Annotated in this window: 14 protein-coding genes; 8 read left to right on the top strand and 6 right to left on the bottom strand. The window is 62.7% G+C overall.

The genetic code is table 11. From position 1 onward, the window contains the following. Positions 1-43 precede the first annotated feature (43 nt). The 6 genes from cmoB to HX815_RS05720 form a co-directional block, all read right to left on the bottom strand. Positions 44-1,000, bottom strand: a complete 957-nt coding sequence (cmoB, locus tag HX815_RS05745; RefSeq protein WP_177008181.1) for a tRNA 5-methoxyuridine(34)/uridine 5-oxyacetic acid(34) synthase CmoB — start codon at positions 998-1,000, stop codon at positions 44-46. Beyond that, entirely contained in the window at positions 997-1,740 is a 744-nt protein-coding gene (cmoA, locus tag HX815_RS05740; RefSeq protein WP_003210418.1) for a carboxy-S-adenosyl-L-methionine synthase CmoA, read from the bottom strand. The genes cmoB and cmoA overlap by 4 nt, the downstream gene beginning before the upstream one ends. A 136-nt stretch (positions 1,741-1,876) precedes the next feature. Further along, a complete protein-coding gene (locus HX815_RS05735) occupies positions 1,877-2,521 on the bottom strand; it encodes a lysoplasmalogenase (protein WP_102605186.1) in 645 nt (214 codons plus the stop codon). 1 nt (position 2,522) lies between these two features. Beyond that, positions 2,523-2,915 (bottom strand): protease inhibitor I42 family protein, encoded by a 393-nt coding sequence (locus HX815_RS05730; RefSeq protein WP_003210413.1) that lies wholly within the window; start codon positions 2,913-2,915, stop codon positions 2,523-2,525. Between the two features lie 199 nt (positions 2,916-3,114). Next, positions 3,115-5,535: an endopeptidase La gene (gene lon, locus HX815_RS05725; protein ID WP_003210412.1), complete on the bottom strand. Its 2,421-nt coding sequence runs from the start codon at positions 5,533-5,535 to the stop codon at positions 3,115-3,117. A 222-nt stretch (positions 5,536-5,757) separates the two neighbouring features. Further along, positions 5,758-6,747, bottom strand: coding sequence for a GntR family transcriptional regulator (locus tag HX815_RS05720; protein ID WP_003210410.1), 990 nt, complete (start codon positions 6,745-6,747; stop codon positions 5,758-5,760). A 336-nt stretch (positions 6,748-7,083) separates the two neighbouring features. Between HX815_RS05720 and HX815_RS05715 the strand changes: the two genes are divergently transcribed. The 8 genes from HX815_RS05715 (at position 7,084) to HX815_RS05680 (ending at position 14,924) form a co-directional block, all read left to right on the top strand. Next, positions 7,084-8,427, top strand: coding sequence for an amidase (locus HX815_RS05715; RefSeq protein WP_177027929.1), 1,344 nt, complete (start codon positions 7,084-7,086; stop codon positions 8,425-8,427). Between the two features lie 11 nt (positions 8,428-8,438). Then, positions 8,439-9,317, top strand: a complete 879-nt coding sequence (locus tag HX815_RS05710; protein WP_003210406.1) for a polysaccharide deacetylase — start codon at positions 8,439-8,441, stop codon at positions 9,315-9,317. Between the two features lie 42 nt (positions 9,318-9,359). Then, entirely contained in the window at positions 9,360-10,700 is a 1,341-nt protein-coding gene (locus tag HX815_RS05705; protein ID WP_003210404.1) for an MFS transporter, read from the top strand. A gap of 12 nt (positions 10,701-10,712) precedes the next feature. Next, a complete protein-coding gene (locus HX815_RS05700; RefSeq protein ID WP_003210402.1) occupies positions 10,713-11,474 on the top strand; it encodes an SDR family NAD(P)-dependent oxidoreductase in 762 nt (253 codons plus the stop codon). Between the two features lie 161 nt (positions 11,475-11,635). Next, positions 11,636-12,385, top strand: a complete 750-nt coding sequence (locus tag HX815_RS05695) for an SDR family NAD(P)-dependent oxidoreductase (protein ID WP_177020385.1) — start codon at positions 11,636-11,638, stop codon at positions 12,383-12,385. Between the two features lie 13 nt (positions 12,386-12,398). After that, entirely contained in the window at positions 12,399-12,692 is a 294-nt protein-coding gene (locus HX815_RS05690; RefSeq protein WP_003210398.1) for a hypothetical protein, read from the top strand. 85 nt (positions 12,693-12,777) lie between these two features. Continuing rightward, positions 12,778-13,752, top strand: coding sequence for a GTP-binding protein (locus HX815_RS05685; RefSeq protein ID WP_177027928.1), 975 nt, complete (start codon positions 12,778-12,780; stop codon positions 13,750-13,752). Beyond that, entirely contained in the window at positions 13,749-14,924 is a 1,176-nt protein-coding gene (locus HX815_RS05680; RefSeq protein ID WP_102368164.1) for a PotD/PotF family extracellular solute-binding protein, read from the top strand. The genes HX815_RS05685 and HX815_RS05680 overlap by 4 nt, the downstream gene beginning before the upstream one ends. The last annotated feature ends 104 nt before the right edge of the window (positions 14,925-15,028 follow it).

Genomic DNA, 15,028 nt, shown 5'->3' with positions numbered 1-15,028 from the left:
CTCGCCACAACAGCAGTCTTATTTCTTCAACACAACAGCAGTCTTATTTCTTCGCGACAATCACCGCCCGCATCGGCGCCGGCAGCCCTTCGATGGTCTTGCTGTGATCTTCAGGGTCCAGGAAGTCGCTGAGGGACTGATACTTCATCCACGCCGTGCCGCGCTGTTCCTCGACCGTGGTCACGCTCACGTCCACACAGCGCACCTCACTGAAGCCCGCACGTCGCAGCCACAGCATCAGCGCCGGCACCGACGGCAGGAACCAGACGTTGCGCATCTGCGCGTAGCGGTCTTCCGGCACCAGCACTTGCTGCTGATCGCCTTCAACCACCAGCGTCTCCAGCACCAGCTCCCCACCCTTGACCAGGCAATCCTTCAGCGCCAGCAAATGCTCGATGGGCGAGCGGCGATGGTAGAACACACCCATGGAAAATACCGTGTCGAAGCCTTCCATGTTCGACGGCAGGTCTTCAAACGGGAACGGCAGGTGCCAGGCCTTGGGCGTCGGCAGATAACGCTGCACCGCCTGGAACTGGCAGAAGAACAACCAGTTCGGGTCGACGCCAATCACACTGTCGGCGCCGGCGCCGAGCATGCGCCACATGTAATAGCCGTTGCCGCAACCCACATCGAGGATGCGTTTGCCCTTGAGGTCCAGGTGCGGCGCGACCCGCGACCATTTCCAGTCCGAGCGCCATTCGGTGTCCACGTGCACGCCGAACAGATCGAACGGGCCCTTGCGCCACGGGCAAAGGCCCATCAGCGCAGTACGCATTTGCGCACGGGTGTCGTCGTCGCAATCGGTATCCAGCACCAGGCCGTTCAGCAGGTCGATTTCACTGGGCATGATCTTCGGCAGCGCATCCAGCGCGCTCTGCCAGCGTTCCAGGTCGCCATGGCCTTTTTCCATCTTTGCATCGAGTTGCGCTTGCAGGCCCTGGGCCCATACGGCCAGGGGAGTGCCGACCAGGTGGCGGGCGAGGGGAGAAAGATCAATCATGGCAAGGCAATCAACGAAGCAAAGTTAAGACACTGGAACCACGGCACGACTTTCGAGAACCCGGCCGCAAGCAGGCGTTCGCGGTGTTCTTCGAGGCTGTCGGGCTTCATGACGTTTTCGATGGCGCTGCGCTTCTGGGCGATTTCCAGTTCGCTGTAGCCGTTGGCACGCTTGAAGGCGATGTGCAAATCGGTGAGCAGCGCATGTTCTTCCGGGTCATTGAAGCGCAGCTTTTCCGAAAGGATCAGCGCGCCGCCCGGCAGCAGCGATTGGCGAATGCGCGAGAGCAACGCCTGGCGTTGTTCGGGGGCGATGAATTGCAGGGTGAAGTTCAGCGCCACTACCGAAGCCGGCTGGAATTGCAGGGCGAGGATATCGCCCTCGATCACCTCCACCGGCAGCAACTCCTGGAACATCGAGTCCTGGCCGTTGAGGTATTCGCGGCAACGCTCGACCATCGCCGCCGAGTTATCCACCGCGATCACCCGGCAACCGTCGGTGCGCACGTGACGGCGCAGGGCCTGGGTCACCGCGCCGAGGGACGAACCGAGGTCGTAGAGCACGCTATTGGGCTGGGCAAATTGCGCCGCGAGCACGCCGAGGTTTTCGACGATGGTCGGGTAGCCGGGCACCGAGCGCTTGATCATGTCCGGGAAAACCCGCACCACGTCTTCGTTGAAGGCGAAGTCCGGCACCTGGGGCAGGGGCTGGGCGAATAGGCGATCGGGTTCTTTGCTCACGGCTGTTCCGGCGACGAAGGGGGAAAGCCGGGCATTTTAGCGTAGGAGCTGGCTTGCCGGCGATGTTCGTTAACGATGACGCGTACTTTCTGGATGAACGCGGCAACTGTGGGTTTTTTCGCTGGCAAGCCAGCTCCTACAGGTTGACGGTTTTTTTCTGAGGAAAGGAAGAGGCCGTAATGCCCCACTGCCCCAGCCAGTAGCTGACAATCAGCAAATACGGCGCCGCTTCAAACGCCACCACAAACCGATTGATCCCGATCAGCGTGTCGGAAAACACGAACGACGCCGCACCTGCGGCCGCCAGGTATGCCGATCGCTTGGGCACTTCGCTGCCCAAGCGCGCCAACGCTCGCCACAGCATCGCGCTGATCACCAGCGCATACACCACCACCGGCACCAGCAATGGGCCCAGGCCATGGGAAATCAGAATGCTCAGCAAGATCGCGCCCACCACCAGCGCCAGTACCAGCGGCAAAATCGCCGGGCGGCGGCAGTCGCTCAAGTAGGCTTTCAGGTACGCCAGGTGTGCGAACAAAAACGCACCGAGGCCGAAGATGAACAGGTCGCCGGGCCAGGCCAGCAGTACATCGCCCACCAAGGAAAAAATCAGCCCCAGGCTGATCCAGCGTCGATAGTCAGTGGGCGGCGCATCATGCAGCCAGCCCAGCAGCGCCAGTACCGGCAATGGCTTTACCAACAGGCAGAGCAGGGTGGCGTGGGTGCTCAGGCCGTAGATAAAGGTTACCGCCCCCATCAACGCAAGGATCATCCATGGCATATCAGTTCACCGTAATGGCGCAGTCGAAGGTTTCGGCCGGTTCAGCTTCCGGCTCCCAGGGTTGTTGTGAGGTGAGGCGCAAACGGCCCTGGCCGGCGTTGAAGGCCTGGAAGCGCCAGGTGGATTGGCCGCCACTGCCGACCACGCCGGTGTCGTCGGTGTTGCTGTAGACCTCGGGGCTCAGGCTGCGCAGCACGCCGCCGGCCGAGTCCTGGATGGCCCAGCGGTAACCGGTGGTGGGATTGCTGGGCAGGGTCAGGATCAGGTTTTGCCCGGTCTTGAGTTGCAGCGGGCAGGCGCTCTGTTTTTCCACGGTGACGTTTTGCTTCGGCGCACTGGCGCAGGCGGCGAGCAGGCAAAGGCTCAGGGGGAGAAGCAGACGGGCAGCGGTCATGGGGGCTCCGTTGTTTGGCGACGAAGGGCGAGCATAACCGAAGATGAGACAAGGTGTGACAGATGGCGTTGTGTTGGCTGCACCGGCCTCTTCGCGAGCAAGCCCGCTCCCACATTCGACCGCATTCCAAAGCATGGACTCGGTCAAGTGTGGGAGCGGGCTTGCTCGCGAAGAGGCCAGCTCAGGCGCTACATAACTATCAGAACAACACCTTCGCCACATCCGCAAAGCGCTTGGCAAAGTGCACCGTCATCCCTTCCTTCAGGTACTCCGGCAGCTCTTCAAAGCTCCCCCGGTTAGGCTCCGGCAAGATCAACTCGTGAATCTTCTGGCGCCGCGCCGCAATCACCTTCTCGCGCACTCCGCCAATCGGCAGCACATGCCCGGTCAGCGTCAGTTCACCGGTCATCGCCACGCCTTTTTTCGGCGGCTGGTTACGCGCCAGCGACAGCAGCGCACTGGCCATGGTCACGCCCGCGCTCGGGCCGTCTTTTGGCGTGGCACCTTCCGGCACGTGCAGGTGCACGAAGGCTTCATCGAAGAACTTCGGGTCACCGCCAAACGACTTCAGGTTCGAGCTGATGTAGCTGTAGGCAATCTCGGCCGATTCCTTCATCACTTCACCCAGTTGCCCGGTGAGCTTGAAGCCACGGTTCAGCGTGTGGATGCGCGTCGCCTCGATCGGCAGGGTCGCGCCGCCCATGCTGGTCCAGGCCAGGCCGGTGATCACACCGGTGCCCGACAGCACTTGCTCGTTACGGAACACCGGCATGCCCAGGGAGGCTTCCAGGTCCTTGTTGCCGATCTTGATCACCGAGTCCGGCTCATCCAGCAGCTTGACCACCGCCTTGCGCACCAGTTTGCCCAGCTGTTTCTCCAACTGACGCACCCCGGCTTCGCGAGCGTAACCATCGATCAGGGCGCGCAGGGCGCCGTCGCTGATGGACAGGCTGTTTTTCGACACGCCGGCTTTTTCCAGCTGCTTGGGCCACAGGTGACGCTTGGCAATCGCGACCTTTTCTTCGGTGATGTAGCCCGACAGGCGAATCACTTCCATGCGGTCCAGCAACGGGCCGGGGATCGAATCCAGGGTGTTGGCGGTGCACACGAACAGCACTTTGGACAGGTCCAGGCGCAGGTCCAGGTAGTGGTCGAGGAATTCGACGTTCTGTTCCGGGTCGAGGGTTTCGAGCAGGGCCGAGGCCGGGTCGCCCTGGTAGCTCTGGCCCATCTTGTCGATCTCGTCGAGCATGATCACCGGGTTCATCACTTCCACATCTTTGAGGGCTTGCACCAACTTGCCCGGCATCGCACCGATGTAGGTGCGGCGATGCCCCTTGATCTCGGCCTCGTCACGCATGCCGCCGACGCTGAAGCGGTAGAACGGCCGGCCGAGGGATTCGGCAATCGATTTGCCGACACTGGTCTTGCCCACGCCCGGCGGGCCCACCAGCAACACGATGGAGCCGGCGACTTCGCCCTTATAGGCGCCCACGGCGAGGAACTCGAGGATGCGACTCTTGATGTCATCCAGGCCGGCGTGGTGTTTGTCGAGTACCTTGCGGGCGTGCTTGAGGTCAAGTTTGTCCTCGCCATACACGCCCCACGGCACGGATGTGGCCCAGTCCAGGTAGTTGCGGGTGACCGCGTACTCCGGCGAACCGGTTTCCAGGATCGACAGCTTGTTCATTTCTTCGCTGATGCGTTTCTGCGCCTGGGTCGGCAGGACCTTGTCCACCAGGCGTTGTTCGAATTGCTCGACGTCGGCGCTGCGATCGTCCTTGGTCAGCCCCAGCTCTTGCTGGATGACCTTGAGTTGTTCCTTGAGGAAGAACTCGCGCTGGTGTTCGCCGATCTTGCGGTTCACTTCGGCGGAGATTTCTTTTTGCAGGCGCGCGACTTCGACTTCCTTGCGCAGCATCGGCAGGACTTTTTCCATGCGCTTGAGCATGGGCACGCAGTCCAGCACTTGCTGCAGTTCAGTGCCGGTGGCCGAGGTGAGGGCGGCGGCGAAGTCGGTCAGCGGCGACGGGTCGTTGGGGCTGAAGCGGTTGAGGTAGTTCTTCAGTTCTTCGCTGTACAGCGGGTTGAGCGGCAGCAGTTCCTTGATCGCATTGATCAGCGCCATGCCGTAGGCCTTGACCTCGTCGGTCGGCTGGGTCGGCTGGTGCGGGTATTCGACTTCCACCAGGTACGGTGGGCGGTGGTGCTTGAGCCAGGTCTTGATCCGCACGCGGGTCAGGCCCTGGGCGACGAATTGCAGCTTGCCGTTTTCGCGGCTGGCGTGGTGCACCTTCACCAGGGTGCCGTACAGCGGCAGGCTGGAGGTGTCGAAGTGGCGCGGATCTTCGGGCGGGGTTTCCATGAAGAACAGGGCAAGAGAGTGGTGGTCGGACTTGCTCACCAGCTCCAGGGTTTCGGCCCACGGCTCTTCATTGACGATCACCGGCAACACTTGCGCCGGGAAGAAAGGCCGGTTGTGGATCGGGATGATGTAGACCTTGTCGGGCAGGTTTTGCCCTGGGAGGGCCAAGCCAGTGTTGGCGGAAGTGTGTTCAGCGTTTTCCGGGTCGGCGTAGTCGTTGAGGTCGATGTCCGGGAATTCTTGCTGGTCGCTCATGGGGCACCTGCATAAGGAAGTATGCAAGTTAGATGGGGCGGGTCGGCAGTGGTTTCAATGGGTGGGGTGAGATAGCAACATATTGCACAATATTTTCAAAAGCACCGCTGAACAGATGTGGGAGCGGGCTTGCTCGCGAAGGCGGTCTGTCAGTCGATGCATCTGTGACTGATGCGCCGCCTTCGCGAGCAAGCCCGCTCCCACATTTTCGATTGTATTTCGTCAGCTGAGTTTGTGCAGGTAGGCCGGTAAAGGTTGTTCAGGCAGCACCGACAGCACTTTCAACCGCTGCAACATCCGCTGCCGGGCCCGTTGCAGGTGCTCGCGCAGGTTCAGCGCGGCGGCGTCGAAGGCGCCATGCAACAGCAACTCCAGGATCAGCCGGTGCTCGGCCAGCATCGCCGGATCGGCACCGATGCCCAGCAGCCGGTAGAAAATCCGGCTGATGATCATCGGGCTTTGCCCCTGGCGAATCAGCGCGGCGATCTTGCGATTTTGCAGGCCGGCGAGGCAGTGCTGGTGCAGGTCTTCCTCGATCTGCTCGATCTCTTCCAGGCTGCAATGGGCGCTGTTTTGCGCATCGAGCACGCGCTGCAACATGGCGTGCAGCAGGTCGCGGTCGAGGTTCGGCGCGCTCTGGCGCAGGGCTTCGGGCTCCAGGCAGGCGCGCAGTTCGTAGTCTTCGGTGACTTCCCGGGCAGTCAGTGGCCCGGCCAGCCATTGGGAATAGGGTTCCTTTTCTACCAGGCCACGGTCCCGCAGGCGCATCAGCGCTTCACGCACCACCGCGCGGCTGACGTTGTAGTGCTCGGCGGCGGCCTGTTCATCGAGGCGATAATGCCCGAAGGCGATACAGGTCGAGAGCGCTGCGCCGATTTCCTCGACGATGCGCTCCCCCAGTGGCCGGGTGTCCACCAATTCATCTTCACCGTTGAGGCCCAGGTGCGCATGGCTCAGGGGCAGGCGCAGCGGCTCCATGTCCAGGCCGTCGGGGTTGATCAGGTAACCCCGGCCATCAAAGCGGCAGATCAACCCTTCGTCATGCAACAGGTTCAGCGCCTTGCGCACCGGCACCCGGCTGGTGCCGAACAATTCGGCCAGCGGCGCTTCCAGCAACACCAGGCCATGGCGGGCGGTGCCGTGGGTGATGGCGTCGCGCAGAACCTGGTGAATCATCGCGTAACGGGAAGCCGAGGCTGACACTGCTTTCATCGGGCTCTCTGGAGCAAACGGGTCGGTGGCCGGGGATTCTCTCATAGTTGCGCCTGTCACTCTGCGCCACGTCGGTGGCACTTTTTTGGGGCCTTCAGAGGGTTGATGTTACTTTTCTGCACCAAAATGTATTTATTAATAAAAGATACATTATTTCATTCCAGGCGAGCCTTAAACACCAGCCGATATTTCTTTTAATGCCTGAAACCCATCTAGCCCGTGGATCTGCTCCAAAGTGCCAGGTGTGGCAAACAAGCTGTCCACGAGACTGGCACGAAAGCTGCCTTTGTAAAATGTACATTTTATTAATATGTACATTTTTAAAAGGTCATTCCCATGTCAGACGCCACTTCAATGGCCGAGGATTTCGCCAGCGGTCGCAGCGACCCGGTGCAGGTCCTGGAACAGGCACTTGCCCACGCGAGCATGGCCCCCGGCGTGTTCATCTCCCTGACCGCCGAGCGCGCCCGCCGTGAGGCCGAAGCGTCGGCTGCCCGTTGGCGTGCCGGCCAGCCGTTGAGCGTGTTCGACGGGGTGCCACTGGCCTGGAAAGATCTGTTCGATGTGGCCGGCAGCATTACCACGGCGGGCGCGGCCTATCGCCGTAATGCGCCGGCCGCCTTGCTGGACGCGCCAAGTGTGGGCCTGTTGTGCCGCGCCGGAATGGTCAGCGTCGGCAAGACCAACCTCAGCGAGCTGGCCTATTCCGGCCTGGGCCTGAACCCGCATTTCGGCACGCCGCACAACCCGAGCAGCGTCGACCAACCGCGGATTCCCGGCGGTTCGTCGTCGGGTTCGGCAGTCGCGGTGGCGGCCGGCATCGTGCCGATCGCCATGGGCACCGACACCGCCGGCTCCATCCGTATTCCGGCTGCGCTGAATGGCGTGGTGGGGTATCGCAGCAGTTGCCGGCGCTACAGCCGCGACGGCGTTTTTCCGCTGGCTCACACCCTCGACAGCCTCGGCCCGCTGACCCGCAGCGTGCGCGATGCACTGGCCATCGACGACCTGCTCAATGGTCGCGACCAGCGCCCACCACGCCCGCCCCGCAGCCTCAATGGCCAGCGGTTCTGGGTCGAGCAAAGTGTGCTGGAAGACGCACGGGTTGAACCTGCGGTGCGCGACAATCTGCAACGTTGTGTGGACCGATTGAAGGCAGACGGCGCACTGATTGAGGTACGCCCCTCGAGGACCTTCCAGGCCACCCTCGACCTGATCCAGCACCAGGGCTGGCTCGGCGCCTTCGAAGCCTTCGCCCTCCACGAAGCCCTGCTCGACAGCCCTGATGCCGAGCAACTCGACCCCCGCGTTCGCCGTCGCCTTGAAGCGGCCCGCACACTGCCGGCCAGCCAACTGCTGGCGCTGTACGACGCCCGTCGCCGCCTGCAACAGCAGCTTGTCGACGAACTCGACGGCGCGATCCTCATCACCCCCACCGTGGCCCATGTGGCCCCGGCCCTGGCGCCGTTGGAAGCCGACTTTGAACTGTTCGTCAGCACCAACCTCGCCACCCTGCGCCTGACCATGCCCGGCAGCCTGCTGGACATGCCCGGCGTCAGCCTGCCCAGCGGCCGTGATGCCCTGGGCCTGCCCACCGGCCTGTTGCTCAGCGCCCCCAGCGGCGAAGACGCGCGCCTGCTTCGGGCCGCGCTGTCAGTAGAAACCGCACTCACTTTTTAAGGAGACACATCATGGCTAAAGACATCCTCTGTGCATTTGGCGTCGACGTCGACGCGGTCGCCGGCTGGCTCGGTTCCTATGGCGGCGAAGATTCCCCGGACGACATTTCCCGCGGCCTGTTCGCCGGTGAAATCGGTGCGCCACGCCTGCTCAAATTGTTCGAGCGCTACGGCCTGCGCACCACCTGGTTTATTCCCGGCCACTCGATGGAAACCTTCCCCGAGCAGATGAAGGCGGTGGCCGACGCCGGTCACGAAATTGGTGTGCACGGCTACAGCCACGAAAACCCGATTGCGATGACGGCCGAGCAGGAAGAAATCGTCCTCGACAAGTCCATCGAGCTGATCACCCAGGTCACCGGCAAACGCCCCACCGGCTACGTCGCGCCGTGGTGGGAATTCAGCAAGGTCACCAACGAACTGCTGCTGAAAAAAGGCATCAAGTACGACCACAGCCTGATGCACAACGACTTCCACCCGTACTACGTGCGCAAGGGCGACACCTGGACCAAGATCGACTACAGCCAGCACCCCGACACCTGGATGAAACCCCTGGTGCGCGGCGAAGAAACCGACCTGGTGGAGATCCCGGCCAACTGGTACCTAGACGACCTGCCGCCGATGATGTTCATCAAGAAAGCCCCGAACAGCCATGGCTTCGTCAACCCGCGTCACCTCGAAGAAATGTGGCGCGACCAGTTCGACTGGGTCTACCGCGAGCACGAACACGCGGTGTTCACCATGACCATCCACCCCGACGTGTCCGGGCGCCCGCAAGTGCTGCTGATGCTTGAGCGGCTGATCGAACACATCCAGAGCCATGCCGGCGTGCGCTTCGTCACCTTCGACGAAATCGCCGATGACTTTATCCGCCGCCAACCACGTACCTGACACCCGTACCTAAACCCTGGCCAACCTCCCGAGGCGCGATTCATGTCTATCTACAACAAGCTTGATCTGACTGGCTGGAAACCCCGGCAACTGACGCCCAAGGAAGTGCGTTTCGCCACCTGGATCGCGTTTTTTGCCTGGGTGTTTGCGGTGTATGACTTCATCCTTTTCGGCACCTTGCTGCCGGAAATCGGGCGGCACTTTAACTGGGGTGAAGTGGAGCAAGCGGAGATTGCGACATGGGTGGCGGTAGGCACCGCCGTGGTCGCGCTGGCCATCGGTCCGATCGTGGACAAACTGGGTCGGCGCAAAGGGATTATTTTCACCGTGGCCGGTTCGGCGATCTGCTCGGCGCTCACCGCCATTGGTGGTGCGTGGGGCAAGTCGTCGCTGATCCTGATCCGTTCGCTGGGCGGCCTGGGTTATGCCGAGGAAACCGTCAACGCGACTTACTTGAGCGAACTGTACGCAGCTTCCGATGATCCAAAACTGGCCAAGCGTCGCGGCTTTATCTACAGCCTGGTGCAGGGCGGCTGGCCGGTGGGCGCGTTGATCGCGGCGGGTTTGACCGCGCTGTTGCTGCCGGTGATTGGCTGGCAGGGGTGCTTCGTGTTTGCGGCGATCCCGGCGATTGTCATCGCGGTCATGGCGCGCAAGCTCAAGGAAAGCCCGCAGTTCCAGATTCACCAGCGCATCAGCGAGCTGCGTAAAAGCGGCGCGGTGAAAGAGGCGCAAAACGTCGCCGTGACCTACGGCGTGGACTATGACGAACACAGCAAGGCCGGCCTCAAGGCCGCATTCCGTGGCCCGGCCCGCCGTGCAACCCTGGTGATCGGTGCGGCGCTGCTGCTCAACTGGGCGGCGATCCAGGTGTTCAGCGTGCTGGGTACGTCGGTGATCGTCAGCGTGCACCACATCTCGTTCGAGAACTCGCTGATCATCCTCGTGCTGTCGAACCTGGTGGGCTACTGCGGCTACCTCAGCCACGGCTGGATGGGCGACAAGATCGGCCGGCGCAATGTCATCGGCCTGGGCTGGATGCTCGGCGGGCTGTCGTTTGCCGGGATGCTGTTTGGCCCGAGCAACATGGCGATGGTGGTGGGGCTGTACAGCCTGGGCCTGTTCTTCCTGATCGGGCCGTACTCGGCGGCGCTGTTTTTCATCAGTGAAAGTTTTCCCACCAGCATCCGGGCTACCGGTGGCGCGATTATCCATGCCATGGGGCCGATTGGTGCGGTGGTTGCCGGGTTCGGCGCGACCCAGGTGTTGTCGGCCGGGAGTGACTGGCAGACCGCTGCGCTGTGGTTTGGCGCAGTGCCGTGCTTCCTCTCCGGTGCGTTGATGTTTGCCGCGCGCCATGTGCGTCCGGAAACCGTCCAGTAAGGAGTTGATTCGATGAGTCGTAAAGTTGCATTGATTACCGGTGCCGCCAGCGGCATCGGCCAGGCCCTCGCGGTGGCGTATGCCCGCAGCGGCGTGGCGGTGGTGGGTGGGTATTACCCGGCCGATCCCCATGACCCGCATCACACGGTTGCGCTGGTGGAAGAGGCGGGCGGTGAATGCCTGATGTTGCCGCTGGACGTGGGCGATACAACCTCGGTGGATAACCTGGCGGCGCAGGCGGTCCAGCACTTCGGTCGCCTCGATTACGCGGTGGCCAACGCCGGTTTGTTACGCCGTGCGCCACTGCTGGAAATGACCGACGAGCTGTGGAATGAGATGCTCAACGTCGACCTGACCGGGGTGATGCGCACCTTCCGGGCGGCAACCCGGCACATGCATGAAGGCGGTGCGCTGGTGGCGATTTCGTCGATTGCCGGTGGCGTGTATGGCTGGCAGGAGCACGCGCACTACGCGGCGGCGAAGGCCGGCGTGCCGGGGTTGTGTCGGTCGCTGGCGGTGGAATTGGCGCCGTTGGGGATTCGTTGCAACGCGGTGATTCCGGGGTTGATCGAAACGCCCCAGTCGCTGGACGCGAAGAACTCCCTCGGGCCGGAAGGGCTGGCGAAAGCGGCGCGGGCGATTCCGCTGGGCCGAGTCGGGCGGGCGGATGAAGTGGCGTCCCTGGTGCGGTTTTTGACCAGTGAGGAGTCGAGCTACCTGACCGGGCAGAGCATTGTGATTGATGGTGGCTTGACCGTGCGCTGGCCGGACTAACCCCCAGTTTTAAGCCGGACTCGCTCCAAATGTGGGAGCGGGCTTGCTCGCGAATGCGGTGGATCAGTTCCGCATGTATTGGCTGGCACTCCGCTTTCGCGAGCAAGCCCGCTCCCACATTTTTGACCGCGTTCGCCGTTTGATTATTTCAGGAGTTCACCATGCCCCAACTCGCTAACCGCCGTGCCGTGATCACCGGTGCCGGCAGCGGCATCGGCGCCGCCATCGCCCGTGCCTACGCCGTCGAAGGCGCGCGCCTGTTGCTGGCCGACCGCGATGCCGCCACCCTCGCCGAAACCGCCATCACCTGCCGCAACCTCGGCGCCGAAGTCCTCGAGTGCGTGGCCGATGTCGGCACCGTCGACGGCGCCCGGGCCAGCGTCGATGCCTGCGTCACCCACTACGGCGGCATCGACATCCTGGTCAACAACGCCGGCATGCTGACCCAGGCCCGTTGCGTCGACCTGACCCTGGACATGTGGAACGACATGCTGCGCGTCGACCTCACCAGCGTGTTCGTCGCCAGCCAGCGCGCCTTGCCTCACATGATCGCCCAGCGCTGGGGCCGGATCATCAATGTCGCCTCGCAACTGGGGATCAAGGGCGGCGCCGAGTTGACGCACTATGCGGCGGCCAAGGCCGGCGTGATCGGTTTCACTAAATCCCTGGCCCTGGAAGTGGCCAAGGACAACGTACTGGTCAACGCTATCGCACCCGGGCCTATCGAAACGCCATTGGTAGGCGGCATCAGCGACACCTGGAAACGCGCCAAGGCCGCCGAGTTGCCCCTGGGTCGTTTCGGCCTGGCGGACGAAGTCGCGCCGACTGCCGTGCTGCTGGCCAGCGAGCCGGGCGGCAATCTGTTCGTCGGCCAGACCCTTGGCCCGAACTCCGGCGACGTCATGCCATGAGCGGGTATTAAGCATGTGCGGACTCTGCGGCCTGCTGGGCGAAGACCTGCACTGGAGCGACCCTTTGGGCGATGAATTGCCGCGCCGACGCGAACGTCTGCGCCGAATCGCGGCGATCAACCAGGTGCTGGCGGTGTTCCGGCTCAAGGTCGAAGACTTCCAGGGCGCGTCCTATCTGCTGCTGGGCGCCACCGGCAAACAGGAACTGGCCAGCGGCCTGGATCAACTGTGGCAGGCGGCAGAGACCATGCTCGGTCGACCGCTGGACCCGTTGGACCCGCGCCTGCTCGATCATCTGGAACTGTAGGAGCCCGGCTTGCCGGCGATGGCGTCCTTGATATCGCCATCGCCGGCAAGCCGGACTCCTGCAGGGGCATCATTGAGGTAGAACTATGAGCATCGCGCTAAACGTCATCACCGGCTTCCTCGGCAGCGGCAAGACCACCTTGCTCAAGCGCCTGCTGCAAGGTGAAAGCCTCGGCGACACGGCGTTGCTGATCAATGAGTTCGGCGACGTCGGCATCGACCACCTGCTGGTGGAGGAAGTCGCGCCGGACACGGTGCTGCTGCCCAGCGGCTGCGTGTGCTGTTCGATTCGCGGCGAGTTGAAAGACGCCTTGCTCGGCCTGTTGCAGCGTCGTGAGCGGGGCGAGATTCCGCCCTTCAAGCGGGTGATCCTGGAAACCACCGGCCTGGCCGACCCGGCGCCAATCCTCGCGACCTTGAACAACGACGTGCAACTGCGCGGGCGCTTTCATATCGGCCTGGTGGTGACGCTGGTGGACGCCAGCCACGCCGCTTTGCAAGAGCGCCTGCACCCGGAATGGCTGGCGCAAGTGGCCGCTGCCGATCGCCTGCTGTTGAGCAAGACCGACCTCGTCGAAGACTGTGGCCCGTTGCGCTTGCACTTGCAGGCACTGAACGCCGGCACGCCGATCCTCAATACCTGCGATATCGACAGCGGTGAACAACTGCTGCTTGGCGAAGGCCTGCGCAGTGCCGAGCCCGCTGCAGAAGTCAGCCGCTGGAAACTCCATCAAACCACCGCCGCCAACCATGGCGCTGCGCAAGTCTGCTGCCTGACCTTCGATCAGCCGCTGGATTGGGTCGGTTTCGGGGTCTGGTTATCGATGCTGTTAAGATGCCATGGCGAACGTATTCTTCGCGTCAAAGGACTGCTCAACGTGAACGCCAGTAACGCTCCCATCGTCATTCATGGCGTGCAGCATTGTCTGCATGCCCCGGTTCACCTGCCTGCCTGGCCGGGGACCGATCGGCAATCGCGCCTGGTGTTTATCCTGCGCGGGCTTGACCCGGCTCTGCTGCGGCGCTCCTTTGAAGTGTTCTCCAGAAGGTTCGCCGCATGATCACGCTTCGCGTCCTCGGCACCTCGGTGACCTTGCTCGAAACCTTGCGTGTGCGAGCGGAAAAAGAGCTGGGCATTCGCCTGGTGTACCAGGTGCATGATGTCGAGCAGGCCCAGCGCATTGCGGTGATGCAGCCTGACAGCTACGACCTCTACGACCAGTGGTTTCACAACGTCGACTTCGTGTGGCCGGCGCGGGCGATCCAGCCGATCGACACCCGGCGCATCGCGCTGTGGCACGAGATCAACGACCTGCCCAAGCGCGGACGCTTGTCCGCCAACGACCGTCTGGGCAGCGGCAGTGTGCCCAGCGAGCGCCTCTTCGTGCAGCACGACGGCAGCCTCGGCAGCACCGTCACCGAACGCATCAGCATGCTGCCCCTGACCCACAACGCCGACAGTTTCGCCTACCGCCCCGAGCGCTTGCCCGAAGGGTTCAACCGCGGCAACGAGAGTTGGGGCTGGTTGCTGGACCCGGCCTGGGGCGCACGCACTGCGTTGCAGAGCGACGCCGCCATCGGCGCCCTGGACGCGGCGCTGGCCGTGCAAGGCGCGGGCCTCGCGAGCTTCAAGGACATCGGCAACATGAGCATCGAAGAGATCGATGTACTGGCCGATATCCTGGTGCGTAAACAGAAGGAAGGCCACTTCGCGGCGTTCTGGTCCGATGACGAGGAAGCCGCGCAACTGATGCTCAGCCCGAGCATCGATATCCAGAGCCTGTGGTCACCGACCCTGATGCGCCTGCATCGGGCCGGGGTCAAATACCGCCTGGCGGTGCCCCGTGAAGGCTATCGCGCCTGGTTCGGCGGGTTGTCGCTGTCGCGCCATGCCAAGGGCCCGGTGCTGGATGCGGCCTATGCCTACCTCAACTGGTGGCTGTCCGGCTGGCCGGGTGCGGTGATGGCGCGCCAGGGTTATTACATCGGCAACCCGGCTCGCAGCCGAGATCACCTGAGCAGCGCCGAATGGGACTACTGGTACGCCGGCCTGCCCGCCCGGGAAGAGCTGTTGGGCAGCGATGGCTTACCGCTGATCGATGTGGGTGACGTGCGCGACGGCGGTTCCTATGAACAGCGCATGGGGCATATCGCGGTGTGGAACTCGGTGATGGATGAGCACAACTATCTCGTGCGGCGTTGGGGGGACTTCATGCGGGCGCGAACGTCGTAACGGCAGCCTGTCGCCAAATTAATGACATATAAACTCCCGTATTTATTGGGTGCACTTCTTCTCTTGCGCAGCTAATCTGGATAATTCAAATATCCCTGTAAAAA

This window comes from Pseudomonas sp. E6002 (genome assembly GCF_013385565.1).
GTDB lineage: Bacteria > Pseudomonadota > Gammaproteobacteria > Pseudomonadales > Pseudomonadaceae > Aquipseudomonas.
Note: the sequence above shows the minus strand (reverse complement) of the source record. Positions and strands in the feature narration are given on the sequence as shown.